Origin of the sequence: Nostoc sp. DedQUE12b (assembly GCF_034530835.1) — a bacterium.
Classification (GTDB): Bacteria; Cyanobacteriota; Cyanobacteriia; order Cyanobacteriales; family Nostocaceae; genus Nostoc.
Genome location: NZ_JAVRCI010000091.1, coordinates 1 through 25,895 on the forward strand (window position 1 = coordinate 1; position 25,895 = coordinate 25,895).

General features: G+C 43.0%; 24 protein-coding genes. 8 read left to right on the forward strand and 16 right to left on the reverse strand.

Annotation, left to right across the window (positions count from 1 at the left end; translation table 11 throughout):
* Positions 1-106: 106 nt before the first annotated feature.
* The gene (locus RMY16_RS28350) at positions 107-370 is read right to left on the reverse strand and encodes a hypothetical protein (RefSeq protein WP_194043027.1); all 264 of its coding nucleotides are present in this window, start codon (positions 368-370) and stop codon (positions 107-109) included.
* Positions 367-498 carry a hypothetical protein gene (locus tag RMY16_RS28355; RefSeq protein ID WP_322668122.1) on the reverse strand — a complete coding sequence of 44 codons (132 nt, stop codon included), beginning with the start codon at positions 496-498 and terminating at the stop codon, positions 367-369. Before RMY16_RS28355 ends, RMY16_RS28350 begins: the two co-directional genes overlap by 4 nt.
* A gap of 196 nt (positions 499-694) precedes the next feature.
* On the opposite strand from RMY16_RS28355, the gene RMY16_RS28360 reads away from it, so the two are divergent.
* Positions 695-1,183 (forward strand): DUF1499 domain-containing protein, encoded by a 489-nt coding sequence (locus RMY16_RS28360; RefSeq protein ID WP_322668139.1) that lies wholly within the window; start codon positions 695-697, stop codon positions 1,181-1,183.
* A gap of 291 nt (positions 1,184-1,474) precedes the next feature.
* On the opposite strand, the gene RMY16_RS28365 is transcribed toward RMY16_RS28360, so the two are convergent.
* The 4 genes from RMY16_RS28365 to RMY16_RS28380 all read right to left on the reverse strand — a co-directional run bounded on the left by RMY16_RS28365 (position 1,475) and on the right by RMY16_RS28380 (position 9,968).
* The gene (locus RMY16_RS28365; RefSeq protein ID WP_322739153.1) at positions 1,475-6,679 is read right to left on the reverse strand and encodes an eIF2A-related protein; all 5,205 of its coding nucleotides are present in this window, start codon (positions 6,677-6,679) and stop codon (positions 1,475-1,477) included.
* Positions 6,655-7,986: a P-loop NTPase fold protein gene (locus RMY16_RS28370; RefSeq protein WP_322739154.1), complete on the reverse strand. Its 1,332-nt coding sequence runs from the start codon at positions 7,984-7,986 to the stop codon at positions 6,655-6,657. Before RMY16_RS28370 ends, RMY16_RS28365 begins: the two co-directional genes overlap by 25 nt.
* Before the next feature lie 633 nt (positions 7,987-8,619).
* Positions 8,620-9,477, reverse strand: coding sequence for an SDR family NAD(P)-dependent oxidoreductase (locus RMY16_RS28375; protein ID WP_322739155.1), 858 nt, complete (start codon positions 9,475-9,477; stop codon positions 8,620-8,622).
* Positions 9,478-9,737: 260 nt separating this feature from the next.
* Entirely contained in the window at positions 9,738-9,968 is a 231-nt protein-coding gene (locus RMY16_RS28380) for a hypothetical protein (protein WP_322739156.1), read from the reverse strand.
* 525 nt (positions 9,969-10,493) lie between these two features.
* On the opposite strand from RMY16_RS28380, the gene tatC reads away from it, so the two are divergent.
* Positions 10,494-11,288 (forward strand): twin-arginine translocase subunit TatC, encoded by a 795-nt coding sequence (gene tatC / locus RMY16_RS28385; protein ID WP_322739157.1) that lies wholly within the window; start codon positions 10,494-10,496, stop codon positions 11,286-11,288.
* Positions 11,289-11,546: 258 nt separating this feature from the next.
* Here tatC and RMY16_RS28390 read toward each other — a convergent pair whose 3' ends face one another.
* Together RMY16_RS28390 and RMY16_RS28395 are read right to left on the reverse strand one after the other, a co-directional pair.
* Positions 11,547-12,113 carry a hypothetical protein gene (locus RMY16_RS28390; protein WP_322739158.1) on the reverse strand — a complete coding sequence of 189 codons (567 nt, stop codon included), beginning with the start codon at positions 12,111-12,113 and terminating at the stop codon, positions 11,547-11,549.
* A gap of 136 nt (positions 12,114-12,249) precedes the next feature.
* Positions 12,250-12,558, reverse strand: coding sequence for a DUF3067 family protein (locus tag RMY16_RS28395; protein ID WP_289797432.1), 309 nt, complete (start codon positions 12,556-12,558; stop codon positions 12,250-12,252).
* 229 nt (positions 12,559-12,787) lie between these two features.
* Between RMY16_RS28395 and petC the strand changes: the two genes are divergently transcribed.
* The 5 genes from petC to RMY16_RS28420 all read left to right on the forward strand — a co-directional run bounded on the left by petC (position 12,788) and on the right by RMY16_RS28420 (position 16,544).
* Entirely contained in the window at positions 12,788-13,327 is a 540-nt protein-coding gene (gene petC / locus RMY16_RS28400; RefSeq protein WP_289797433.1) for a cytochrome b6-f complex iron-sulfur subunit, read from the forward strand.
* Between the two features lie 215 nt (positions 13,328-13,542).
* Entirely contained in the window at positions 13,543-14,544 is a 1,002-nt protein-coding gene (petA, locus tag RMY16_RS28405; protein ID WP_322739169.1) for a cytochrome f, read from the forward strand.
* Positions 14,545-15,021: 477 nt separating this feature from the next.
* Positions 15,022-15,342: a hypothetical protein gene (locus RMY16_RS28410; protein ID WP_322739159.1), complete on the forward strand. Its 321-nt coding sequence runs from the start codon at positions 15,022-15,024 to the stop codon at positions 15,340-15,342.
* Positions 15,342-15,809, forward strand: coding sequence for a type II toxin-antitoxin system YhaV family toxin (locus tag RMY16_RS28415; RefSeq protein ID WP_322739160.1), 468 nt, complete (start codon positions 15,342-15,344; stop codon positions 15,807-15,809). Before RMY16_RS28410 ends, RMY16_RS28415 begins: the two co-directional genes overlap by 1 nt.
* 48 nt (positions 15,810-15,857) lie before the next feature.
* Complete coding sequence (locus tag RMY16_RS28420) at positions 15,858-16,544, forward strand: Uma2 family endonuclease (RefSeq protein WP_322739161.1); 687 nt, start codon at positions 15,858-15,860, stop codon at positions 16,542-16,544.
* A 57-nt stretch (positions 16,545-16,601) separates the two neighbouring features.
* Here the strand turns inward: RMY16_RS28420 and RMY16_RS28425 are convergent, their stop codons facing one another.
* From RMY16_RS28425 to dnaJ, 6 genes are all read right to left on the reverse strand, one after another.
* Positions 16,602-18,191 carry a glycoside hydrolase family 57 protein gene (locus tag RMY16_RS28425; RefSeq protein WP_322739162.1) on the reverse strand — a complete coding sequence of 530 codons (1,590 nt, stop codon included), beginning with the start codon at positions 18,189-18,191 and terminating at the stop codon, positions 16,602-16,604.
* A 645-nt stretch (positions 18,192-18,836) separates the two neighbouring features.
* Positions 18,837-19,406 carry a Uma2 family endonuclease gene (locus RMY16_RS28430; protein ID WP_322739163.1) on the reverse strand — a complete coding sequence of 190 codons (570 nt, stop codon included), beginning with the start codon at positions 19,404-19,406 and terminating at the stop codon, positions 18,837-18,839.
* 43 nt (positions 19,407-19,449) lie between these two features.
* The gene (locus RMY16_RS28435) at positions 19,450-20,232 is read right to left on the reverse strand and encodes a Uma2 family endonuclease (protein WP_322739164.1); all 783 of its coding nucleotides are present in this window, start codon (positions 20,230-20,232) and stop codon (positions 19,450-19,452) included.
* Between the two features lie 93 nt (positions 20,233-20,325).
* Positions 20,326-21,441: a small ribosomal subunit biogenesis GTPase RsgA gene (gene rsgA, locus RMY16_RS28440; RefSeq protein ID WP_322739165.1), complete on the reverse strand. Its 1,116-nt coding sequence runs from the start codon at positions 21,439-21,441 to the stop codon at positions 20,326-20,328.
* Complete coding sequence (locus tag RMY16_RS28445) at positions 21,438-21,695, reverse strand: sulfurtransferase TusA family protein (RefSeq protein ID WP_322739166.1); 258 nt, start codon at positions 21,693-21,695, stop codon at positions 21,438-21,440. Before RMY16_RS28445 ends, rsgA begins: the two co-directional genes overlap by 4 nt.
* Positions 21,695-22,822: a molecular chaperone DnaJ gene (gene dnaJ, locus RMY16_RS28450; RefSeq protein ID WP_322668135.1), complete on the reverse strand. Its 1,128-nt coding sequence runs from the start codon at positions 22,820-22,822 to the stop codon at positions 21,695-21,697. The genes RMY16_RS28445 and dnaJ overlap by 1 nt, the downstream gene beginning before the upstream one ends.
* Positions 22,823-22,989: 167 nt before the next feature.
* Here dnaJ and RMY16_RS28455 point away from each other — a divergent pair, with 167 nt between their 5' ends.
* Entirely contained in the window at positions 22,990-23,268 is a 279-nt protein-coding gene (locus tag RMY16_RS28455) for a hypothetical protein (RefSeq protein WP_322688912.1), read from the forward strand.
* A gap of 256 nt (positions 23,269-23,524) precedes the next feature.
* Here the strand turns inward: RMY16_RS28455 and dnaK are convergent, their stop codons facing one another.
* Both dnaK and grpE read right to left on the reverse strand, forming a co-directional pair.
* Positions 23,525-25,483, reverse strand: coding sequence for a molecular chaperone DnaK (gene dnaK, locus RMY16_RS28460; RefSeq protein ID WP_322739167.1), 1,959 nt, complete (start codon positions 25,481-25,483; stop codon positions 23,525-23,527).
* A gap of 226 nt (positions 25,484-25,709) precedes the next feature.
* The coding region (grpE, locus tag RMY16_RS28465; RefSeq protein WP_322739168.1) for a nucleotide exchange factor GrpE at positions 25,710-25,895 on the reverse strand (186 nt) is incomplete at its 5' end.

Genomic DNA, 25,895 nt, shown 5'->3' on the forward strand with positions numbered 1-25,895 from the left:
AGCCCATGCATTAACAAGGCGGCCACCGCATTAACAATACAAGCCCATGCATTAACATTGTTGTGTATTGCCAATTTAATTCGGTACGAATTAATGAAATGCTGTACTAAGATACTTTTGGTTGCTGCCATAGGATGAGTTTCAATTCAGAGCAGTAGTAAGCCTCATCACTGATTTGGTGTTCGTGGTCAGCTATCCAATCATAAATTTGTGTTGCTTTTGCTAATGCTACTTTTTCTGAACGATAAAGCTGAGGAGTAGGGCAGTAAGCTTGGCCATTGATGTGTATAGCTGCAATCTGCCAATAATCGCTCTCTGGTACAACTTCTAAAAACCCGTTACTGTAAGACTGGATTATTCCTATATTCATCTACAACCATCAAACTTTTTAACATTGGCCACAACAAAGCCGATACCAGCCAATTCAAGCGAGTCAAAGCTGGAATCACCAGGGAATGCGATCGCAACCCCTGCTAATGATTTTGGGTTCGTAGTCAATGGAAATCTGAATTATTGGTCACTTTTTTAGCTTGATTCCGTTATTGGCAAGAATAATGGCACAAGGGACTGGTCGGCGCGGCTACATTGGGATTGCCCAAACTCAGAGTGTAGCTGGATAGATGATAATCTGTAGAGCGAACCAGCAATTCGCAGTACTCACTCAAAATAACCTAACAAAAGGAGTAAATTTATGATGTCTCGTTTGCTAACAGCATTCCGGCAGCGATTCTTGCGGAGTATCGCTTTTGCAATACTTTTAACTTTAATTAGTAGTTTAATACTTCCTGGGCCTAGTTGGGCTGCTTCTAGCTTGGGAGTTGATAATGGTCATCTTAGTTCTTGTCCGGCTTCAGACAACTGTGTTGTCAGTCAAAACGCAGATGAAAAACACGCCATCGACCCGATTCCTTATCATGTAGACCGCAATGCAGCTAGAGAAATCTTACTAAAAGTTATCGGTGTTGTTCCCCGTACAGAAATTGTAGAACAAACCGATAATTACATTCACGCTCTTTCTAAAAGCCGCATCTTCAAATTTGTTGATGATGTAGAATTTTATTTACCTCCTAATGAGTCAGTAATTCATCTGCGCTCGGCATCTCGCGTGGGAGAGTCGGATCTCGGTGTCAACCGCAGACGAGTCGAGCAAATTCGTTTGGCTCTACGCGATTTAAACATTTGATGTCGCTATTTGTTCTCATTTAACTGGATAGAGGTGCGATCGCAATACCATTTAAAAATTTATACTTAGTGGTGAAATGTCAGACTATCTGCAATGATTGTGCTTTCCATGCCTTAGTAGAAGAAGCGATAACGTGCATTCACCCTGACGAAGTTGGGGTTAATTGTTCTACCGTCGTTTTCTGCAATTCATTTGAGCCAGCACTGATAATTGACAGTCCTTGCGTGACATACGGCAATGATGAAAAATAACGTCAATTGCATAGGCAAGATTATGCTTTATTCTTGTGCATTACCTCCCAGAACACAAAGCGCGATCGCTTTTCATTACTTTCTGGTTAGTCTGCAAATAATCATGTAGCAAATCGCAACCCCGCGCCAGTAATTTATCCAGTTCGATGTCTGCTAAATCTCGGAAAATTACTGTGCCATTGCCACTACCCGCAGCCAGAGTCTTGCCGTCATGGCTGAAACTGACGCTGGTTAACTCATCTTTATCGCCTTTCAAAGCAATCAGCAATGTCCCTTCTCGGTTCCAAATCCTCACCTTGTCATCACTGCTAGCTGCCAGAGTCTTGCCATCGGGGCTAAAACTGACACTGATAAAACTATCGCCATCACCCGTGAGATTATCTAGCAAATTACCGTCTCGATTCCAAATCTTCACTGTGCTATCAATACTCACTGAGGCAATGCTTTTACTATCAGGCGACCAAGCAACCCCATTTACCCGGCGGCTGTGGCTAGTTAAAGTGTATAGTAGTTTACCCTCTAGACTCCAGATTTTCACGGTTTTGTCATCACTGGCAGAGGCTAGCAACTTTCCATCTGGACTAAAGCTTACCCAATTCACCGCTTCTTGATGTCCCTGCAAGGTGTTAAGTAGTTTACCGTTGCGATTCCAAAGTTTTACTGTTTTATCTTTACTAGCCGAGGCAATTACTTGACTATCAGGCGACCAAGCTACACTCAAGATGGCGTCATTATGACTCTGTAAGGTGTTGAGCAGTTGACCGTCACCACTCCAAAGTTTTACTGTTTTATCTTTACTAGCTGAGGCAATTACTTGACCATCGGGCGACCAGGCTACACCCCAAACTTGACCCTGATGTCCCGTTAATATGCGGATTAGCTTGCCATTACGACTGAAAAGTTTTACAGTTTTGTCTCGGCTTGCTGCTGCCAAGGTGCTATCGTCTGGACTAAAACTGATGCTAGTTACCCAGTCATCATTATCAGCTTTCGGCTTTTGCAATAACACATTGTCCCAATGCCAAAGTTTAATAGTTTTGTCCCGACTGGCGGAAGCAAGGGTGCGACCGTCTGGGCTGAAGCTGACACTGTTAACCCAATTATTATGTCCCTTCAGGGTTCCCAGCAGCATACCTCCAGAACTCCAGAGTTTGATTGTCTCATCAGTACTTGCGGAAGCGTAGGCGTAGCCCGCCGTAGGCATCGCGTTACCATCGCGGCTAAAACTGACGCTGGTAACTCCAGCACTATGACCTGATAAGGTTCGCAGTAGCTTCCCCTCGATATTCCACAGCTTGATTGTCTGGTCTAAACTAGCAGAAGCAATTATTTTCCCATCCGGCGACCAAGCCACACTTTTGACTGCATCCTCATGTCCCTGTAAGGTTTTGAGCAGCTTACCATCGCGACTCCATAGTTTCGCCGTTTTATCAGCACTCCCAGAAGCTAAGGTTTGACCATCATTTGACCAAGCGACACTTAAGACTGCACCATCATGTAAGAGCAAGGTTTTGAGCAACTTACCATCGCGATTCCACAGTTTTACTGTTTTGTCTGTACTCGCTGAAGCAATAATCTGGCCATCTGGACTGAAACTAACACTATTCACCACACCCTGATGACCTAATAAGGTAGCAAGCAGTTCACCCTCTCGACTCCAAAGTTTTATCGTCTTGTCTTGGCTGGCGGAAGCAATGATTTGACTATCTGGGCTGAAACTGACGCTATTAACTACATCCTCATGTCCCGACAAGGTTTTGACTAAGCTACCATCGGGAAGCCAGAGTTTAATTGTAGTATCTGCACTAGCTGAGGCAATTAAAGAGCGATCGCTGCTAAATGTAGCACTATTTACCCCAGATATATGCCCATCCAAACGGTTATATTCTCTTACCCCTGAAACTGCTTGATAAAGTGCCGTCTGTACTTGCTCTCTTGTATAGGAATCTACCCAGACTGTTTGTTGTAATTTTCTCCCTGCCTTTAAAGCTTCTTTTAAAGCATCAATACCTTTTTGCGAGGCAAAGAGGGCTTCACTGGATGCGCTGAGGGTTTTAATTTCGCTATCCACCGCTGTCACTATGGAAACACTTAATCCCAAAATGGCGAGAACAGAAGCGGTTAGGGCAATTTTCAGCGAACGATTTAATTGAGCTTCACTAAGTCTTTGTTTCTTTTGACTTTCTGCAAGTTTAGCTGTTAACTCTTTTTCTTTAAGTTCAGCTCGTAATTGTTCAATTTCTAACTGACTTAATTCTTCTCGCTTGTGTAATTCTCGCAATTCTGTTAATAAGTCTAATCCCTGTTGCGGATGAGAATCTACCAATTTAGAACGCTGGTTATTTTGACTAAGTTCGCTCTTAAGTCGCTCAATCTCAGCTTTACTTTGTTCTACTTTATAGCGCAACTGATTTAGTTGTACCTGTAAGCTCGATTCTTGTTGTTGCAGGTAGCGAATCAAGTCTACTAAATAATCGTGAATCAGTTGATAGCGTTCTGGTACATCAGGAAAGAGAACGACTAAACCGGAGCTAACTAAAATTTCTAAGACTAACTCTAATTTTTCAGCATCTTCTAACTCTGCTAGCTGGGACGCTAACTCAGCACGAGTTTTAAAAGGTCGGTTGTTGCTTTCATCTGTTAATAAGTATAAGACAAGTAAGGCGGCTCGTTCATTTTCTGGGCCGCAGTCTTTGATCAGTTCCTTAATATATCTTTCGATCAGTTTGTTCGGTCTATATGGTTGATATTCTTCTAGTGTAGTGATGCGCTCATCTTGAATTTGCGCTCCGACAACTTGTAATTCAATGGGGCGGACTTCTCCAAATTCTGTGGATAAATCTTCAATTAAAGCGTCAATTAAAGCGGGTTCTAAATTAAACTGCGATCGCTCCGTCAATTTTCGGATAATTGCTTTCGCATATTCAGGCGAAAAATTATTTAACTGGTAACGAATATGCTTGTCGAGAACATTATTATTAATCGCTTCCAGTGCCGAGAGATGTTTAAAATCTAATAACCGATGTAAATAATCTTCTCGCAAGGAAAGGATAACTTTGACAAAGGGTATTTTGAGGCAGTCACTAATAAATTTATCAAACTCTTGTTTTTGATTGCGATCGCTATAACCAAAGAAAAATTCTTCAAACTGGTCAAAAATTAAAACTGTAAGCAAATGGCGATCGGCATTTTCTTGGAGTTGCTGTAAAATTCCACCAATGGTAAACGGTGTGTCAGAGTAAGGTAAAGGCTCCGATTCAATGCCTGCTTCTAGCTGAATATCAGCGTAAATCGCTAGGGATGCATCACTAGACATCGCCTCACTTAAAGATTTACCTAATTCCCGTGCCCAATCGGTATAAACTTGCAGTACCACAGGCACGGCTATTTGATCGCCAAGGGCTCGATTTTGCAGCGCTGGAACTAAACCCGCCGTTACGGTAGAACTCTTACCCACCCCTGATTGACCGTGAATCACCGTCAGCTTTTGATCGGCGCGGCTAATTCTGCCAATTAAGTTATTAATATCACGCTCTCGACCAGAAGCCGCAATTTCTAAAGCAACGCTACTACTTCCAGAAGGTAACATTAATGCTGGGTTTGTCGCCTGTCTTTGAGGTTGCAAGCGCCCTGCACCAATAAAAGCCCGAAAACCATACTGCTGCTCAACAGAACGCCGTTTCTGTCGAATGTAATAGGCTTCTAAATATCGCCCTTCTTCAAAGTAGAGCGATCGCAGTCTCCGCAATAAGCGAATATACCGATGGGCATCGTATTGATGGGCACTGCTTTCTAAGGCTGCTGGTAGTTCTTTTGTCGCCTTATCTAAGTATTCACGAGCGACTTCTAGCTCACCGACATTTCGCTGTGCTTTCGCCAAAACTAAATAGTAAATCTGCGCCAATAATAATGGAAATAAGCAGTTATAAGGGTCGTTCTGCTTTTGCGCCTCACCTAATTTCAGCAGTGATACGTGTGCTAAGATACTCGCCTGTACCCACCGCGACTGCTGCACGGCTACTTGCGCCAGAAAACCGTAGTCACAAGCTAATTGGATTTGACTACCATAAGTTTGATGTAACTCCAGAGATTTTTGAGCAACAGTCTGCAATTCTTCCCACTCTTGCAGATATTGCAAAATCTCAGCGAGTTGATTAATAAATCCAGCAACTATATCTAAACGCCCAGCCACCTGCAAAATATTCAAGCACTGCTGAAAATAAGATTTAGCGGTGTACCAATGACGGCGGTTTTCTATTTGATTTTGCTCTGCAAAACGGCAATAACACAACCCAATATAAAACAGCAAGATTCCCTGTCGCAAAAGTAGGGTAGATGGACGAGATGGAGGAGATGGAGAAGAAAATACTTCTTTATCCCCCTGATTTCCCTCTACTTCCCCTGCTCCCCCGGTTACTGAGCGTAGTCGAAGTATGCCCCTTTGCTCCCCTGCTTCTTCTTTCTCTACTAACTTTTGCCAAACTTGCAAGCTTTGCTGAAAATGGCTTAAACCTGTGTTGATGCGATCGCTAATATAATTATCCAGACCAAAAACAAATTCTAAACTAGCGTGTAGTTCTGGCTCTAAGGTAATACCACGATTGTGCAACTCTCTAATGGCAAAGTGCAATTCATAACTATGTTCCCAGACTTGCTCGACAGTGGAATAATGCTTTGCAACTTGAGGAGGTTGGTGTTGTGCAGCATTGTTTGGCAACACTGTGGCAAATAAAGAGTCAGTTTCCTGTTGCAGAAATTGCAGCAGTGATTGAGTCGTCATTTCAAACCGAATCGGTGTAGCCGCCCAACTAGCAAAATCTGGTGCTAAACGCGCTACCTTTTGCAACACTTCGTCATTCACCCATACAATCATCGGAAATGGGTGGCGTTTGCGAAATTCATCTCGAATATGATTAATAGACCTCAAGAAATCGTCGAGTCCATCTACTGACTCTAAACCCAAAATCATCAACGCCGATGGCGGATTAGCTTCGGTTAGCAGTTGTAAATGAATACTTGTATAAAGACTTCTGGCATTATGCGGTAAGATTACCTTTTGAATGTGGTGTACTCCTGAAGAGATTTCTTCGAGTCGTTGCAGCATAAGTTCTTGCAAAACTCGATAATTGCAGCACACCAAAACCAGGGAGAATTGACCGCTAGAAAGGGTAATTGCTCTCCCCAAACTCCGTAAAGCACGCTCATTAGCTGCTCTGATATCTACTTGTGCGTGTCGTTCAACCATGATTTAAACTTTTCCGTCTCTGCTAAAACTGGGTTGACGGCAAACCAAGCTCCCTGATGATCGCGGTATTCAAATACAAATAGACTTCGCAAGAGGGTGTGGTATTCTATATCACCTCTAACTCGTTGCTGTTGCACCACCTGAAAGATTAATTCCCACTCATGGGGGTCGATAGCGTTGGCTCGGTAATCCCGTTGTCTTTGAATTACCAATTCGACACATTCCCGCTCGAAGGGTGGATCTTGTTCTCGCAAACAGTCAAACAGTAAACCTAGTAAGTCGCGGACATGACCACCACTCATTAGGCACAATCGATCTAAGGTTTCTAAACTATCAAACACCTCTGTAATTAAGCCTAACCGATCGCTAGGTAAAATGTCTGGAAAACCTCTAGCTAGAACCATTTGCCGCATCATTGATAGCCCTTGGGGAAAAATCTCGCCAGAGCGCAAACGCACAGGTATCATCGGTAACATTTTTGGGGCAACTCCACCCCCCAAACGATGCTGAAGTTCGGCGCTATCGTTGGAGAAAGTCAGAGCTAAAGGAATCGTATAGACTACATGACAATTCAGTTTGCGTAACTGTTCGCCACGCTGAATAAATAAGTATTCTGGCAGCGATCGCCCCGATGGTAAAGGTCTAATTGCAACTCGATCCAAGTTATCAACAATTACCACCAATCCTTTTTTACCCCTGGTTTTGAGTTCTTTGTTGGCAGGTTCTAGTAATTCTTGATTAATTGACTGTAAAATATTTGCGGTTCGTGGTTCTAGATAATCTCTTAACCGCCGCCGCAATTGGGGACTTTCTTTTGTTTTAGCTGTAATTTTGGCAATCCCTACAGACAACTCTGCTTCTACCCCAACGTCAATTGGCGTCTGCAAGAAATCCACAACTTCACCAAACAACTTGGTAAAGTAGCGAGGTTTGAGCCTAATTTTCATCGCTTCTAGGCTTTCACTTACCTGCCCAGCGATCGCTAACAAAATATCAGTCACATCCACATCGGCCATTTCTAAGACATGGGTAGACTCAAAGTAAACTACATGAAATTGCTGCACTTCTAATTCAGCTTTGAGGCGCAACAACTCCGTTGATTTTCCACAGCCCAAATGTCCGGTAAATAGTTGACAGGTTGGTGTATCCGGCGATATTTTAGCAATCGTGCGCTGCAAAGCTTCGATAATTTTGCCACCCCGCACCGCAGCAAAATCGATATAGTACCTGCGATCGCTAACGTTTCCTATAATTAGAGGTCTGCTCGGATTGCAAGCCTGATAAAATCTTTCTAAATCTAGGAGCATAACTAATCAAGTTCACTCAGGAATGGGGATGCAAAAATTTACTAAATAAATATATTGATTTTAGGTAGTTTATGCCTTATTCTAATCAAACTATTAACTAAACTAGCAGCATTCAGGATAATTGATTATATCTATGTTCGATATAGCACATATTTATGGTGATGTCTTAGTTAAAGTAAGCAAAAATACTACTATAAGTACAAATAGCGAAAATATCTAAAATTAAATAAGGTACTCTTATGAATACTAAAAATATCCAACATAAAAAAAGGTACTGTTAAGTACAATTTTGTCGTTCTCTTGAACTCATCATCAGCTTGATTTGTTAACAAGCTTTCGTTAATTTTACAAAAAAATAATCTACAATCCTTATAGCATATCGCTTTTAATAAAAACGCTGGTTAAGTCAACTTGAGTTCAGAGTCACTTTTTAACTAGATTTTGCTTCTCGTTCTGAAATCAGCACGATTTTATTGATGAAAATCATGATTTTGTTGATGAAAATATGATTTTGTTGATGAAAACTATAATTTTGTGAATGAAAATCATGATTTTGTTATGAAAATCATGATTTTGTTAATGACAGCCTTTGCATTCAGAGTGACGACCTCTGAAGTATTGACAACCAGTAATCTAAAGCCCCATTGAGTATAAAATTATCTTGTCATGTAGCCGATCGGGCAAAATATGCTTGATCAGCGCTCCAATTTTGGCATCCTGTCCAACAAGATAGCGTGTCTTGGGTTTTTTTGCAGTCAGCGCATGGACAACAACTTGAGCCACAATATCCGCAGAAATTCCCTTAGATGCGATCGTCTGCATTTTCTGGCGGACAATATTCATTGCTTGTCCGTAGAGATGTTGTGCCGTTTCGGGTAGATCCTGCTGTGCTACTTCAGATTGACTTAGGGACTTGTCCCAAATTGGGGTAGCAATAGAACCAGGTTCAACAATTGAAACCGAGATTCCCCAAGGTCGTAACTCCATCCGCATCACATCAGTGAGTGCTTCCAAAGCAAATTTAGAAGCATTATAAGCACCCAAAAACGGTGTAGGACTCCTACCAGCAATGGAACCCATATTGATAATTCGACCCCGACTTTGGCGTAAAAGACCAAGAAATGCTTGTGTCACAGCTAATTGTCCGGTGACATTAACCTGCATCTGGTGTTGAAATTCAGCGATCGCTAATAATTCTAACGGCCCAGGAACAGCAATTCCGGCATTATTCACTAAACCTAAAATCCCCGCACCACCAACTGCATTTGTTACCGTATCAACCGCAGCTGCGATCGATTCAGCATCAGTAACATCTAAAAAAATTGGAATCAGCCTTTGTGACCCTTTCTGTTTAAGTGTCTGAGCGTCAACATCTTGACGTACTCCAGCAAAAACAGAGAAGCCCAATTGGTCTAAAAGCAAAGCACACGCTTGACCAATTCCTGTTGAGGCTCCTGTAACCACTACTGTACGTTGATTTTCTACAACCATTAATTTTCTTTGATGATGGGGCTGCCGTAATTACGAATTACGAATTAGTATCAATAGACCTGACTTGAAAATAAGGCAGGAGGCAGCTGTGCAGGAGGCAGCTATGCTGGAGGAAAAGACATTTTCATTGCTCCTTGTGAGCGCAGCTCATGGAGTCTTTTGCAAAAGTGACTTTTGCTTTCCGGTTGGGGAAAGGGTAAGAAGAAATTCCATCCCTTTCCCCTTTACCCCTTACCCTTTCCCCTACTTCTGCAAGCAGTCTAATCTTTACAAGTGCCAGCACGAAGGCAATCTTCGGCTTGGTCATCTCTAGCCGATATTTGCCACGGCAAGATGCGTAATTGAGCTTTTGTACTGTAAGCAATTACAGCAGCTATTGTGGGATACTGGTTTTTAACAATTGTCACGTCACTACTAGAAGTATTGCCTAGCTCAACATTGTAAAAATAAACAGGCAATGCCATGAGGGCAATGCAAATTATCCGGTTCATACCCAACCTCAGTTAACAATTTCCGATTACCATCTGTATAGATGCCACCTTGACGAACCGGATTTTTAAAACTGAGTATTAAATGTTGATATTGTGCTAATTTACTCAGTGCAGTGGTCTGTCAAGTTTAAATTGATGGGTAAGCCAGTTCGTAGTCAGGACTTTAGTCCTTCATTTTCTAAACACTGAAGTGCTTACTTACAAACTCATCAGAATTAATCGGACAGACTACTACCCGCAGAGACATGATTTATAATTTATCGGTTCCAGCCTTTTTTATTTTAGGTTAGGCATTGCCTACAAGATGTCTTCCTGGTAACTTATGCAGATGCAAGCCCAAAAAACAGGACAAAAAACCCACAGTACCCAAAAACATATCTTAGTAGCTGCATTCCCCAGATAAAATAATGAAGAGTGCTGAGTCACCAAAATGGTCGATGACCGACAAAAAAGATACAAACCCATAAATAAATTTAGGGGATTGTTAATTTTGAATTTTGAATTTTAAATTCGGAGCGAAGCGACGTGACGCCTTCACAAGACGTAGATACTGTAAACGTTCCTAACCTCGACCCAGAAGGATATGGCAACTCAGACACCGATCCTCTTGATGAGTTGCCTGGTGAAGTCGAAATGTCCCTTTTCGACCATCTAGAAGAGTTGCGACAGCGCATTTTCTATTCGTTGATTGCCGTAGCGGTGGGCATTATTGGCTGTTTCTTTGCCGTTAAGCCGATTGTCCAGTTACTTGAGGTTCCAGCACAAGGAGTAAAATTTCTCCAACTTGCACCTGGAGAATATTTCTTTGTCTCCCTGAAAGTTGCCGCCTACACTGGCATCGTACTTACTAGTCCTTTCATTCTTTACCAGATTATCCAGTTTGTACTTCCAGGACTGACTCGCCGGGAACGCCGTTTGCTGGGGCCTGTGGTTTTGGGTTCGAGTGTACTGTTTGGAGCAGGTTTAGTATTTGCCTATTTACTTCTTATCCCCGCAGCCTTGAAATTTTTCATTAGCTACGGAGCAGATGTAGTTGAACAACTTTGGTCAATTGATAAATATTTTGAATTTGTGCTGCTATTGTTATTCAGCACAGGTTTAGCATTTCAAATTCCCATCATCCAACTGTTGCTCGGTAATTTGAACATTGTCTCGTCAGAACGGATGATTTCTGGTTGGCGTTACGTGATTATGGGAGCAGTGGTTTTAGGAGCCGTCCTGACGCCTTCTACTGACCCCTTGACTCAAAGTCTCTTAGCAGGAGCAGTTTTAGCGCTTTATTTCGGTGGTGTTGGACTGGTGAAGCTCACGGGGAAATGACATTTGAAATCGATAAAAAGATTTTCAATCTTAGTTTGTGAGCAAATCTTTATCCAAGCCCTAATGATTCGTAATTCGTAATTAAACTGATAGCGCAGCATTAGCGATTACTTGAGCGTCGGGTCAAAGTCCCCGAATTTTAAAGATTGCACCGTTATGGGCAGATGAAGTCTAAATGTTTATCCATAACGTAATTACGAATTACGAATGTTAATGTATGCCAGAGATCATAGTTAGGTAACTATTTATCAAATAGAGTTAACTATCTTTCCTTAACTCAAATAGACTTTTCCCATTAGCAAGAGGCAAGGCATAAGCTATCTCACCTAGCTCGTCTCTCTCTGTGCCAAAAAACGTAGCTCGATGTTCAGGAGTGATTAGCAACTGAGTTGTTTTAGGAGTTGATACTAAACTAATGGATATCTCGACATAACCCCGCAACTCAAAATTTGCTTCTTCTCGAAGTGTTTTATTAGTAGCATCCGGTTGCAGAATAAATAAGCCTGTATCATTAGCATTGAGGGGAAATGTAAAGCGTGACTTTTTTATCTCTCCTTTAGGGTCAACAGAGTCAAAATCACTGCTTACAGGGCCATCTATACCAGTGGTATCTAGACGAGTGAGAATTTTGTCAGGCTCTAGTCCGGGCGTTCTGGTTGTAACTACAAGGGCCAGAGATACAAGTTCATTAGTGACATTAGCAATCGTCAGGAAATAGCCCTGGAGAACTGTTCTCGCTAGTGGGCTAAGTTCAGGTCTTGTACTTGTAATGCTCTTTGGAAGTTGAGGCTTAAGAAGAATTTCAAATGTTGAGATAAAAGCCATTTGTTTTTTCCTTGAAAACGTGTATTTTTTCTTACCTTGCCAATAGGTAAAAGGATTATACAGGGCATTATGGTATTTTTGAATAGAAAATACTATAAAATACTCAGAAATTTATTAATGTTAATGCAATAATCGGTCACAATATCCATTCCGAAGAACGTTCGCCCAAATCTAGAGGGATGCTAACAGCTTTGCCAAGCCGGGGGCGATCGCGTGTTTGGGCAATAAAAGTTTGTACCTGTGTTGATCCACCCAAGGCATGAAGATAATTGGCAATGGTATCGAGATGTTCTTGGTACTCCGCCTCGCTCAAGGGAAAAGAAGCTTGCTCTAGATATTTCCACATTACTTGCAAAAATATCTTTCCCTGTGCCCGTCGAAACTGGACATCGTAAGAATATCCCCACTTATCAAGCAACATCTGGCGTAATTCCTGTCCTGTCATAGCTTTTCTCAATCAGATTTTACATTTAGTTATGATGTTAAGTTCCGTGACTCCAGTATGATAAGGATATAAAGAAATGTAATGCTAACAGAAAAGATGCTTTTTATATCTTGGAACAAAGAAGTATGGCATCGTTGTGAGCGCTAGCATTTCGACTTAGACAAGAGTTGCTCAAGTACTAGTACTTTTGTCAAAATGCTTAACAAAATACACAAAGAGCGCGTAGATTATGGCTCAATTTTCTGAATCAGCAGACGTGCCCGATATGGGGCGTCGTCAGTTCATGAATCTGCTCACTTTTGGGACTGTCACTGGAGTAGCTCTGGGTGCATTGTATCCCGTTGTCAAGTACTTTATTCCACCAGCAGCAGGTGGCGCTGGTGGCGGTACAACAGCAAAAGACGAGCTAGGTAACGATGTTAGCGTCACTAAATTTCTCGAAAACCGGAATGCAGGCGATCGCAACCTAGTCCAAGGACTAAAGGGAGATCCTACCTATATTGTGGTAGACAGCAAAGAGGCGATCAAAGATTACGGCATTAACGCCATCTGCACCCACTTAGGTTGTGTCGTCCCTTGGAACGTTGCTGAGAACAAATTCAAGTGTCCTTGTCATGGTTCCCAGTATGACGAAACTGGTAAAGTTGTTCGGGGCCCAGCACCTCTGTCTTTGGCTTTAGCCCATACCAGCGTCAACGACGACAAAATCGTTTTAACCCCTTGGACTGAAACCGACTTCCGCACAGGTGATGCACCTTGGTGGGGTTAATCAGTGCTGAGTTATGAGTGCTGAGTGCTGAGGGAGTGAAGAAGCAGAGGGGCAGAGGGGCAGAGGGGCAGAGGAGATAATAGTAACTCCTAAATCCTAACTCAGCACGGGCTAAACGCCCCGCTTCCGCTTCCGCTAACAGCACTCAGCACTAAGTACTCAGTACTCCTAATGACCAATGACTAATGACTAATGCAATTGTCGCCCTTATAGAGATGAGAAATGTTTTCCTAACAGCGAGGTTAACTCGCAGTGCTAGAGCGATTGTAAAAACATTGCTCATAGCGATCGCTACTGTGACATTTTACTTCACCAGCGATCTAGCCCTTCCCCAATCAGCTGCCGCCTATCCCTTTTGGGCACAGCAAACCTATCCCGAAACTCCCCGCGAACCAACAGGGCGAATTGTTTGTGCTAACTGTCACCTAGCCGCCAAGGTTACAGAAGTGGAAGTTCCCCAATCGGTGCTACCTGACACTGTATTCAAAGCTGTGGTGAAAATCCCCTACGATCTAAGCGCCCAGCAAGTTGGTGCTGATGGTTCTAAAGTTGGCTTGAACGTCGGTGCAGTACTGATGCTACCCGAAGGCTTTAAGATTGCTCCTGAAGACCGTCTTTCCGAAGAACTTAAAGAAGAAGTTGGCGACACTTTCTACCAACCCTACAGCGAAGACAAAGATAACGTCGTCATCGTCGGCCCTTTACCCGGTGAACAGTATCAGGAAATCGTCTTCCCAGTTCTTTCTCCCAACCCTGCAACCGACAAAAACATCCACTTCGGTAAATATTCAGTTCACGTAGGTGGTAATCGGGGACGCGGACAAGTTTATCCCACAGGCGAAAAGAGCAATAACGCTGTTTACAACGCTTCCGCTACTGGCACAATTACTAAGATTGCCAAAGAGGAAGATGGAGACGGTAACGTTAAATATCTAGTTAACATCCAACCGGAATCGGGTGATGTTGTCGTTGATACGATTCCTTTAGGGCCAGACCTGCTTGTTTCCGAAGGGCAAGCAGTTAAGACTGGTGATGCTTTGACCAGCAACCCGAACGTCGGTGGATTCGGTCAAACAGATGCAGAAATCGTATTGCAAGACGCTTCCAGAGTCAAATGGATGATTGCGTTCATCGCTCTTGTCATGTTGGCTCAAGTTATGCTCGTGCTGAAGAAGAAGCAGGTTGAGAAAGTTCAAGCTGCTGAAATGAATTTCTAAATTCTTTGCTAAATCATTATTTGTAGGACAGGCAAGATGCCTGTCTTTTTTTATATGTTATGCTTCCAAGTCTGCATATAACACTCAAAGGTTAATATTGGAACTTAGACAAAGAACACCAATAAAAAAGCCTCAAACCTATATACAGAGAGACCTTAACATCGTTTTGCTTGGTTTCTTGATATATCTGGGTTTGAGCCATTTTTGAGCATTTGGTGTATTTACCTTACCCTGCATGGGTTTGAGCTTGTTTATTCCTCAAAGATGTTTAAGTCTCGATATGCAATTTGCTTTAAAAGTGTATCTACTTAATCAAAAATTATTATATTAACTTCTAGTCTTTTTTTAGGGAATCTGTTATAGTTTAGTTGTAAGTTATAACAGTTGTTATAACACAACGTAACTTCTCACATCAAATTTGTAGTGTCTAGGTATTATATTTAAATGCCTAGTATCTTCCTACTTAGGAATTAGCTCATGGCTGTAAAAAGTTATCCCGTAACTCATGCAAAGGTAGGAAATCAAGATGGGTTTCGCTTACCTCGCGCATTCTCTAAGGATTATCCCCATTTAGCTAATGCTTCAGGCCATATTGAAGTGCTATCTGATAACACGTTCTTAGTTAGATTAGAAACTGATAATGTTGATGAAGCTGATGGAGACGAGGGCATAATGATGAGCCTTTTTCTTGACTTTCTCATGAAGGATGCTATGCAAAATCCTTCTCAACTCGTTCCTTATACCCAAGAAATGAGCGATGAAATGGATGATTTACTGGCTGATGTAGTTATAGATTAATGGCTGCATTTACTTGTAATGGTTGGCAGATTTTTTTCTACCCATTGTTTAACGAACAATGGGTAGAATTGCGTAATAGGGTTCGTTTTTTAAAAAATGAGTTACCTAAAGAAGAATTTATTACACATTCAGATGTCAAATTCTTAAAAGCATTGAATATTGGGATTAAAGAAAAAATTCCTCAAGACCCTTTTGCTAGTCATTTTGCTTTGCAAAAACCTTTGCAAAAGTATAGCCGTCTCAAAAAGATGGGGCTACCTGAACGATATAGATTATTTTTTAGAGCATTTAAAGAACCAAAAATTATTATTATTCTTTGGTTAGGTTATCCTCGGAAAGAAGGTGATAAAAAAGATTGTTATCAAGTTTTTAGCAAAAAAGTAGAGAATGGGGATTTTCCTAAAAGTATTAATAATCTGCTTGCAGAATGTGAGTTAGAAAATGCTGGCGAGGAAAAAGAAGATTAAGCAGCGATATTATGGAATCTAGCCCTAGTTAAGTTGAGGTATCTGACCATGACAGCCTCAGTAGAGTACATCCCCGTTACCCCGATTGAGTACCCAGATGAGGATGGTAAGCCGATGGCTGAAGGTGATTTACAGCGCAAGTGTCTTGTATACGCTACCACTGTGCTGGAAATTTATTTTCAAAATCACCCAGATGTATACGTCGCTGGTAATCTATTTATTTACTATGAAAAAGGTTATCCAGAATCGGTTGTCGCACCAGATGTATTTGTGGTCTTTGGAGTGGAAAACCGTGACAGACGCTCTTATAAAACCTGGGAAGAAAATAATCAAACCCCTAATTTTGTTCTAGAGATTACCTCAAAAACTACCCGCAGCAAAGACCAAGGTGCAAAGAAAGGAATTTACGCCTTTCTGGGAGTGCGTCAATATTTTCAATATGACCCCACAGGCGATTATCTCAATCCCCAACTCCAAGGTTTACACTTGGTCGATGGGAATTATTTCCCAGTAGCAACTAATACCTTGCCAGATGGTACAGTATCCCTATCCAGTGAAGTTTTAGGGCTAGAGTTGCGTCTAGAGGCGGGAAAACTGCGCTTTTACAATCCAGCGACGGGTCAAACACTGTTAACTCATGAAGAGGAAGCAACTGCACGACAAGCCGCAGAAGAGAAAGCGCAAAGATTAGCTGCGAAACTTCGAGAATTAAATATTGATCCAGATAGCCTTTAGCTAATAATATAGGGTGAGCAATGCCCACCCTACTGCTGTTAATTATTTTTTGTGAGACTATAGCGGACGGTAGACGCGATAGTTGATTTTAGGGAAGATATTATCCATTAACTCGACTTTTTCCAGCCAACCGCTGTCAATTTTGCCGATTTTCACGTCTTCGTAGAGCTTATTAAACCGCATTAGGTGCGATCGCGTCCTTCTAACTGCATAGGGTACCATCGTTCCCGTCCGCATAATAAATGCCCAGTCGGAAGATTGTGCTAATAACAATTCCCGCGCTGCTTGGTTCAATGCTTTTTCCCCCAACTCATCTTCTGGCTCAAGTTGCGAGATTTCAATCATCCGTTCAGCAGCTTTGTGCAAATGCGGATAAACCCAGGCGTTCGTCTCATTCAACCAATACTCGTGGAAACCCTTGAAACCCCAACTGGACTGTGAAGGACGACAAACTTGCTGTGTCGGCTGCTCCCGCAAATAGTCTGCTAAATGGGTCATTCGATATGTTCCTTGGTCATACCACGACTTGCGGAATAGGTAATCAATGAACCAAGGACCTTCATACCACCAATGTCCAAATAACTCTGCGTCATAAGGCGAAACGATAATTGGCGGACGCTGCATTATACCATAGAGATGCTCAGATTGCCGCTCTCGATTATACATAAAATTAGCGGCGTGTTCTGCTGCCTTTTCCCTAGCCCAATAAGGATCGTAGAGCGCCTTATCTGATAGACCTAAGCCCCGCCCCGTAATTTTGTGATACTTAATACCCGTATTTTTCCGCTGGCCATTGGGCATGATGTAGGGCTTGATGTACTCATATTCTGCTTCCCAGCCCAAATCTTTGTAAAATTCTCGATATTCTGCCGCCCCAGGATAACCCACTTCAGAAGACCATACCTGTTGGGAAGATTCATGATCTCGACCAAAAACAGCAACACCAGTTTCTGTATAAATTGGGGCATAAGTGCCAAAGCGCGGCCGGGGACGAGCGTAAAGGATGCCATGCCCATCAGTGAGGAAATAGCGTAACCCAGCATCAGCTAGCATCCGCTCTAAACCTTCATAGTAGGCACATTCCGGCAACCAAATGCCTCTGGGCGCTTGTCCAAAGGTTTGTTCGTAATGTTCGCAGGCTACCTGAATTTGCGCCCACACTGCTTGTGGATACATTTTCATCAACGGTAAATAGCCGTGAGTAGCGCCGCAAGTGATGATTTCCAGGTTGTTACTGTCTTGGAACTTCTTAAAAGCTGTCACCAAATCCCCGCCGTAGTGCTCCCATAGCTGACGCGCTTCGCCAAACTCAGTCGCGTAATGTTCGGCTAAATAACGAAGATGCCCGTTGTTGACATTATGTTCTGCTTCTAGTGCTATAAGTTCTTCTAGTTGAGCTAAGTGTGCTTCGTAGCGTTCTTGAAGCAAAGGATCGCGGAGCATCGACACTAAAGGGGGTGTCATACTCATCGTGATTTTAAAGTCGATACCGTCTCGCTTTAAGCCTTCAAATACTTTCAATAAGGGGATGTAGGTTTCTGTGATGGCTTCATAAAGCCATTCTTCCTCCAGCACGTAGTCACTTTCCGGGTGACGAACGAAGGGCAGATGTGCGTGGAGTACAAGCGCGACGTAGCCGATAGCCATAGTGATTTTGGGGTGATACTTGTAAGTTGAAGGTCGAGAGGTTTGGCAGAAATTAACAATATTTTAAGACTTTATGGGGATTGTAAGAATAGTTTTCAATTGAGTTAATTACAGTGCTTGTGAGGACACAACATATGTTATGCCTCCATCGCCTTTTGTTGTTAACTAGTTGTAATATCTACCTATTTGTTTATTGTATAATTTTGCACTGAAAATATTTATTCTGGTTCAAGACCTTTGGCTTGTAAGCGTTCTGCCAATTTTTCAGCTAACTCGCTTCAAAAATTCAAGGTATTTTAGCATATGGCGTAACACCCCTGCTCCAAGTTTATATTTCTTCACATAAATTGAATTTTGATCATCGATTTATTCAATTGTGGATTTGCTTCTTCTCTCGGCAATATTCTGGCTTAACGTGCGTTTCTGTAAGAGACTCACATTGATTTAAAAAAACGTCATTTATAGCTGAGTTTTCCGAGAAATGTGGCAGTATTTTTTACTTTCTAACTTAGGTTCGTATTGACTTTGCCTTTTAGCTAGCTAGTTGGTGCAGCTGAGTTTGATGAGCGATGCCTACGGTGGTCACTGAGCCAAGCCGTTCGCGCAACGTTTCGTAGAGAAGTGCGGGCTACGCCTACCCTAGAATTATGCAAAAAAACGCTGAACTCGAACGCCGAAACCTGGTAACAGTGGTGATGTGATTTCGTCATCAGCCAACAAGGTTGCGATCAGTTTTAATTGGGCAACTTCTCGGCGATAAACTTCTAGCTGCTGTAATTGCCAATTTGCAATCCAATATTCTTGGACTCCTGTGGATGAGTATAGTTTTAGCTTGGCTTCTCGATCTCTACGTTCGTTAGTTGTCCCAGGAGAAAGCACTTCCACAATCAGTTCTGGCGCTCCTCTCAAATGCCCTTCATCATCTAGCAATTGTGCTAAACGCTCATGACTAATCCAAACTAGATCGGGTATGACATTATCGGCATCTGTAAAAATTATGCCGGGAGTTGTAATAGGTTCACCTAGTTTACTGGAACGAGACCAAATTTCTAATTCTAAATAAATATTACCACCAGTTCGCTGATGTCTCCAGTGAGGCGCTCTAGTCACAAATAGCTCTCCGTCAATAATCTCATAGCGCTTCCATTCGTCAGTTGTGAGTAATTCTAAGTCTGAGGTTGTCCAACGGACTCGATCGGATATTGTTTGGTTCATAGCATTATTTTTCTATAGCTAGTTTAGAGATAAAATTCTATTTTTAGAATATTTGCCCAGGATCGATACCTGCGGCTCGTAAACGTTCTGCCAATATTGCAGCCCGTTGACGTTCTTGTTCTAATTGTTGGTTTGCTTGCTCTAATTGTTGGTTTGCTTGCTCTAATTGTTGGCTTGCTTGCTCTAATTGTTGGCTTGCTTGCTCTAATTGTTGGTTTGATTCTTCCTCTGGCAACATCACCAACTGTCTATCTGGTGTAAAGAAGCGTAATTTGCCCAAATATACTGCCAAATACAGCCCTAACTGCTGACTCCACAACCAACCCACCTCAGTGGGTACAAGGTCTTGATATTGCCCATCAACTAAGTGAAATCCCTGTAATTCTAAGTTATTTGGGTCAAACCAAAAGTAATCTGGAGTACGAAATGTATTCTGGTAAATTTGCTTTTTTAAACCTTTATCAACCGAGGCAGTAGAGTTAGATAATAGCTCAATAATTACATTGGGATATTTACCATCTTCTTGCCACACAACCCAGCTTTTACGGTCTTTTTTCTCTGTATCTAAAACCACAAAGAAATCAGGGCCTCGAAATTCTTCTGACTTTTTCTGGTTGGGACTGAAATAGATCGTCAGGTTGCCGGTAGCATAAAAATCCTGACGATCGCGCCACCACCATTTAATCAGGCGGATAAGCAAATCAATTTGTTCGCGGTGTAAGTCAGATTCCAAGGGGGGTTCGTCACTAAAGATATCACCTGGTGGGAAAATTATACTCTCAGTGACATCTTCTAAACTAGCGGTGGCAGCAAGGGGCTGAGACATACAAGATAGTTTTTTATGTTTGTCTCTATGCTATCGTGACTAACCTTTGCATTATGAGTGCGTAGGTGCAGCCTGTTATAGACATCGCACTTTTTATTCCTCATCCCGATATAACTCTTGCAAGTCTTGTAACTGACTCTTTCGGGAAATCCGGCGATATTTTTTACTTTCTAACTTGGGTTCGTATTGACTTTGCCCTTTGCCTTTGCTTTTTAACTTCATGGTGGATTCTGGATCGGCTTGTTGGTGTAGCTGTGTTTGATGAGCGATCGCCGCATCCAAAAATTCTAAATAATGTTCGTATCGTTCCCAGTCTCCCCGCACCACGCACTCAGGCTCGTCTCGATGCAGACAATCACTAAAACGACAGCTAGCAACTGCTAACCGCTTTCTGGCTTCTGGGAAATAATGGATTAATTCTTCTGGTACACAATCCATGTCCGGCTGATTAAAACCGGGAGTGTCTGCCAGTAAACCACCACTAGGTAACTCAAATAATTCTATATGGCGAGTGGTATGACGACCACGAGCCAGTTTACCAGAAACTTCTCCCACTCGCAGCTGAAGAGAGTCAATCAGCGTATTAATTAGGCTGGATTTACCAACGCCGGAAGGCCCAGCGATTACGGTAATTTTATTGCTCAGGTATTTGGCTGCTTGGTCAGTATTAATACCATCTTTAACGCTGATAAATATTGGTTGATAGCCCCAACCTAGCAGGCGATCGCTAACTTGTTGTTGTTCCTGCGGTGAAATTAAATCACTTTTATTCAAGCATAAAAGCACATCCAAGCCAGTAGACTCAGCCTTAATTAGAAACCGACTCAGCTGATAAGGTTCCAAAGGTGGATCGGCGACGGCAAATACCAAGAGGATTTGGTTGACATTGGCGATCGCCGGACGATCCAACTCACTTTGGCGAGGTAAAACCTCAGCGATCGCTCCCCTTCCTCCAGCCCAATCTGGCTCTTCTACCACAACGCGATCGCCTACCATCACCTGTTGTCCAATTTTTTTCAGACGTGTTCTTCGGGTACAAAGCAAAAGAGGAGGCGAGGGCAAAGAGGCATTTAAATCCAGTTTCTCTTCTGCTCCCCTGCTCCTCTGCTCCCCTGCCTCTCGATCCATCTGTACTCGGTAAAAATTAGCCTGTACAGCTACCACCGTACCCAATAACTGTCCAGTTACGTCAAAATTTTCCCCTGTCATTGGCTAGCAGCTGGACGGCGCACTAACAGAGAAAAATAACTAGTGCAGTCTGTAATTTGTTCTACCTGATAACCTGCCATTGTCAAACTATCAGGAACCTGCTCAATCGGCTCACCAGGGTCTAACCAGACTTCTAGCAAACCTCCCAATGGCATTTTCTCCAGACGTAGTTTTGTCCGCACGAAATTAATCGGGCAAGGGGTGCCGCGTAAATCAAGTTGAGCATCGGGAATTAAAACAGAAGAGGGCATCATCACTTAAATAAATTTCCCAAGAATCCTTCTAGACCGCCTTTACCAGTCCGATCGCCCTTAATTTTAGCTAGCTTCTCCAGCAGTTCCCTCTCCTCTGGGGTGATTTTATTGGGAATATCAATTAATACGTTCAGCATGTGATCCCCACGACTTACGGGATTACCCAAGCGGGGTACGCCGCGATTTTCCAACTTCATGACTGTATTCGGCTGAGTTCCAGCTGGAATGATTAGTTCTACTGGCCCATCTACTGTATCTACCTCTAACCGACAACCTAAAATCGCTTGCAGGTAGCTAATTTTGATTTCCGAGAGAATATTAATTCCATCTCGTTGAAATTCCTCGTCCTCATTTACGAACAAGTAAACGTATAAATCCCCAGGAGGCCCACTACGTTGACCAGCATCTCCTTCACTTGAAATCCGCAAACGTGTGCCATTATCCACCCCTGCTGGAATGGTAATTTTGAGTTTCTTTGTGACTTGATTTGCGCCCTTACCATCACACGCGTCACACTTATCTTCAATTACCATCCCTGTTCCATTACAGGTGGGACAAGTCGAGACTTGGGTGAAACTGCCAAAGGGCGTTCTAGTCACACGCCGTACTTGAGCCGAACCGCCACAAGTCGAACAAGTCCGAGGGCGGGTTCCAGGTTTAGCACCAGAACCGCTACAAACTTCGCAATTTTCTAGATGGGAAATGCGAATTTCTTTTTCGCCGCCAAATATCGCTTCCCGAAAGTCTAACTTCAGGTCTAGCCGCAGGTCATCACCCCTCGCAGGCCCACTGCGGCGTCTTTGTTGGGTGGGATTACCCATACCGCCAGCAAAGCCACTAAAAATGCTTTCAAAGATATCGGCAAAACCACCCATATCGCCGACATCTTGAAAGCCCGCGCCAGCACCAGATACACCCTCTGGCCCAAAGCGATCGTAACGAGCGCGGGTTTCGGGTTCTGAGAGTACCTCATAAGCGCGGTTAATTTCTTTAAAGCGATCCTCCGCCCCCGGTTCTTTGTTCACATCTGGGTGATATTTCCGGGCTAGACGGCGATAGGCTTGTTTGATTTCTTCTTTGTCAGTGTCACGAGAGACACCCAGGATTTCATAATAGTCGCGGGCCATATAGCAAAGGTAAAAGTTAGAAGGAAGAAAGCAGAAGTCAGTAGAACGTCATTCACGGTCACTTGCTACCCTATGGATTAAGTGTTTTGCCTACAGAGATGTAAGAGCAACACATTATCCTTTAGAGGGCGGCTTGCCGGAGGGCAGGCAGAAGATAAAATTAATTTTTGTTAATAACTGATTTTACCCTTTACCTTTTACAAAAATCACCGACAAATCTTGAGCAACAGGTGCTTTCCTCGTGGGAGACGACAAAAGCTATAGAAGTTAGGAACAGGGGGAGCCTCTGCTCAGACTTCTCACTGCCGAGTCGGCTGTCTCTTTTACAATTGTGCTACGTAGGAGAGGAAAACCTCGCCCATCAACCAGAGGGGCTAGCCGCACCAAGAGGTGTGGAAAACCACCCTTATGCAATGGAAGTGGCTCTGAACTTGCACATTGCCTAGCCTAAAGTAATTTGCTTCTACAATCTAGCAAAGGACTGAGGTCTTGTGAAACTTCGTTAAATATTTAAATATATTAAAATATCTTAATAAAATTTTGCAAATTAGGATATTGGGGATTGGGGACAAGGGGACAAATCAATTCAAAATTCAAAATTCAAAATTCAAAATTCAAACATTTTTGAACTTCTGCCTTCTGCCTCCTCTTTCCCAATGCCCCATGCCCCGTGCCCCATGCCCAATCCCTAGTCCCCAATCCCTAATCTATCGCCTCATAATCAGCCTGAGCTGTACTTTCTTCGTCAAAATCAAAGTTGAATTGTGGTATTAGCGTGCCATTCATTGGTGAGTCTACTTCTGGGGTAAAGTGACTAGATGAACCCCCCTCAATCTCATCAGTTTGGCTGTTAGCTCGATTGTAAACATCAGCACCAATTGCAAACAAGGTTTGTTGGAAGTCGTCTAAGCGCTGCTTAAATTCCACTGTGGAAATGCTGGAGTCAACCATTGCAGCTTGGAGTTGTGCAACTTTTTCACTGGCCAAGTTCTTCATCTGGTCGCCGATAAAGTTGCTATTATCCTTGATTGTAGATTCATAACTGAACAACAAATTATCTGCTTGGTTTTTGAGTTCAACCAGTTCTTTACGTCTTCTATCTTCTTCGGAAAACAGTTCGGCCTCTTGGCGCATCCGTTCGACTTCGTTGCTACTCAAACCACCTGTATTGGTAATCCTGATACTCTGTTCTCTACCTGTACCTTTATCTTGGGCAGAAACCTTGAGGATGCCGTTGACATCGATTTCAAAGGATACTTCAATTTGCGGTACACCACGGGGCGATGGGGGAATTCCTGCAAGCAGAAACTTGCCGAGACTTTTGTTATCTCGTGACATCGCCCGTTCACCTTGGAGGATGTGAATTTCCACTGAGGTTTGCCCATCAACTGCGGTGGAAAAAACTTGTGACCGACTCGTAGGAATTGTGGTGTTGCGTTCAATAATTTTGGTGAACACTTCACCCAAAGTTTCAATTCCCAAGGACAGAGGGGTGACATCCAGTAGTAAGAGATTATCGACTTCACCACCTAACACACCTGCTTGAATAGCTGCTCCCAATGCTACGGCTTCATCAGGATTGATGGAGCGATCAGGAGCTTTGCCGTTGAAAAACTTAATTAGCGCGTTTTGGACTGCCGGAATACGGGTAGAACCACCTACCAAAATAATTCGATCTATGGCTTCTGGTTTGAGATCCGCATCTTTAAGCGATTGGATCAGTGGTTCGATGGTCGCTTCAATTAATTTTGCGGCGAGTTCTTCAAATTTCGAGCGGCTGAGTTCCATCTCCAGATGCTTTGGCCCAGTGTCATCAGCTGTGATAAAGGGCAAGTTAATGGAGGTATTCACCATACTGGAGAGTTCAATTTTGGCCTTTTCCGCTGCTTCCCGCAGGCGTTGCAGTGCCATTTTGTCTTGGGAAAGGTCGATTTGCTCTTGTTGCTGGAAACGTTCCATCATCCAAAGGACGATCGCATTATCAAAGTCGTCTCCCCCTAAGTGGTTGTTACCACAAGTCGCCTTAACTTCAAAAACGCCATCCCCAAGTTGCAGGATCGATACGTCAAAAGTACCGCCTCCCAAGTCAAATACTAAAATTAACTGCTCTTGGTCTTGCTTTTCCAATCCGAAAGCTAAAGCCGCAGCTGTTGGTTCATTGATGATTCGCAGGACTTCTAATCCAGCAATCGTGCCAGCATCTTTAGTTGCTTGTCTTTGAGCATCTGTGAAATATGCTGGTACGGTAATTACTGCCTGAGTCACCTCCTCACCCAAGAAGTTTTCCGCATCCTGCTTGAGCTTTTGCAGGATCATGGCGGATAGTTCTTGTGGCGTGTAGTTTTTTGAGCGAATTTGGACATCAACGGTCTCATCTCGACCTTTGACACAGTTGTAGGGGACGCGATCGCGTTCTATTTCAGTCTCTTCCCAACGCCGCCCGATGAATCGTTTAATACTGTAAATTGTGTTTTCGGCATTGGTTACGGCTTGGCGTTTTGCCAATTGACCAACCAAGCGATCGCCACTCTTCCCAAATCCCACAATACTTGGAGTCGTTCGTCCACCTTCAGAATTGGAGATTACAAGTGGTTGACCACCCTCCAAAACTGCGACGCAACTGTTAGTAGTGCCTAAGTCGATCCCAATAACTTTTCCCATATTTACCAGTATTTTTACTGAATATTTCTGCTGTAATATGTCGCGGACTAACTTTTTTGCTAAGAACAAAGGCTAGCGGATAACATCTGTGGAACCCCTGTTGCTGCTAGCAAGAAAGAAGTTGAAACACAGAGAGTTATCCAAAGCCTTGTTTTTGTTTTGGTACGCGATGCTCGTCCTTGCTATAACCCAGGCACTTGAGGTCAGCGAGACGAGCGACTACAGCTTAACTGCTGGCTGAACTCGACTGATCTTCTGGTGCAAAAGGTGTATCTTCCTTGGCAGCAGCTACTTTGACCATTGCATGGCGTAGCACGCGATCGCCCAAGTAATATCCGCGCACTAACTCTTCTAACACTGTTCCTTCAGGATGTTCATCCGTAGGTTCCCGCATTACTGCTTCGTGCAGGTT

Excerpts from the sequence above, each read along its gene's own strand:
- petC (WP_289797433.1), top strand. The coding sequence starts at position 12,788 with ATGGCTCAATTTTCTGAATCAGCAGACGTGCCCGATATGGGGCGTCGT.
- RMY16_RS28365 (WP_322739153.1), bottom strand. The coding sequence starts at position 6,679 with ATGGTTGAACGACACGCACAAGTAGATATCAGAGCAGCTAATGAGCGT.
- petA (WP_322739169.1), top strand. The coding sequence starts at position 13,543 with ATGAGAAATGTTTTCCTAACAGCGAGGTTAACTCGCAGTGCTAGAGCG.
- RMY16_RS28420 (WP_322739161.1), top strand. The coding sequence starts at position 15,858 with ATGACAGCCTCAGTAGAGTACATCCCCGTTACCCCGATTGAGTACCCA.
- RMY16_RS28375 (WP_322739155.1), bottom strand. The coding sequence starts at position 9,477 with ATGGTTGTAGAAAATCAACGTACAGTAGTGGTTACAGGAGCCTCAACA.
- RMY16_RS28430 (WP_322739163.1), bottom strand. The coding sequence starts at position 19,406 with ATGAACCAAACAATATCCGATCGAGTCCGTTGGACAACCTCAGACTTA.
- rsgA (WP_322739165.1), bottom strand. The coding sequence starts at position 21,441 with ATGACAGGGGAAAATTTTGACGTAACTGGACAGTTATTGGGTACGGTG.
- RMY16_RS28390 (WP_322739158.1), bottom strand. The coding sequence starts at position 12,113 with ATGGCTTTTATCTCAACATTTGAAATTCTTCTTAAGCCTCAACTTCCA.
- RMY16_RS28425 (WP_322739162.1), bottom strand. The coding sequence starts at position 18,191 with ATGGCTATCGGCTACGTCGCGCTTGTACTCCACGCACATCTGCCCTTC.
- RMY16_RS28350 (WP_194043027.1), bottom strand. The coding sequence starts at position 370 with ATGAATATAGGAATAATCCAGTCTTACAGTAACGGGTTTTTAGAAGTT.
- RMY16_RS28445 (WP_322739166.1), bottom strand. The coding sequence starts at position 21,695 with ATGATGCCCTCTTCTGTTTTAATTCCCGATGCTCAACTTGATTTACGC.
- RMY16_RS28395 (WP_289797432.1), bottom strand. The coding sequence starts at position 12,558 with ATGACAGGACAGGAATTACGCCAGATGTTGCTTGATAAGTGGGGATAT.
- RMY16_RS28380 (WP_322739156.1), bottom strand. The coding sequence starts at position 9,968 with ATGAACCGGATAATTTGCATTGCCCTCATGGCATTGCCTGTTTATTTT.
- RMY16_RS28370 (WP_322739154.1), bottom strand. The coding sequence starts at position 7,986 with ATGCTCCTAGATTTAGAAAGATTTTATCAGGCTTGCAATCCGAGCAGA.
- RMY16_RS28415 (WP_322739160.1), top strand. The coding sequence starts at position 15,342 with ATGGCTGCATTTACTTGTAATGGTTGGCAGATTTTTTTCTACCCATTG.
- dnaJ (WP_322668135.1), bottom strand. The coding sequence starts at position 22,822 with ATGGCCCGCGACTATTATGAAATCCTGGGTGTCTCTCGTGACACTGAC.
- dnaK (WP_322739167.1), bottom strand. The coding sequence starts at position 25,483 with ATGGGAAAAGTTATTGGGATCGACTTAGGCACTACTAACAGTTGCGTC.
- RMY16_RS28410 (WP_322739159.1), top strand. The coding sequence starts at position 15,022 with ATGGCTGTAAAAAGTTATCCCGTAACTCATGCAAAGGTAGGAAATCAA.
- RMY16_RS28360 (WP_322668139.1), top strand. The coding sequence starts at position 695 with ATGTCTCGTTTGCTAACAGCATTCCGGCAGCGATTCTTGCGGAGTATC.
- RMY16_RS28435 (WP_322739164.1), bottom strand. The coding sequence starts at position 20,232 with ATGTCTCAGCCCCTTGCTGCCACCGCTAGTTTAGAAGATGTCACTGAG.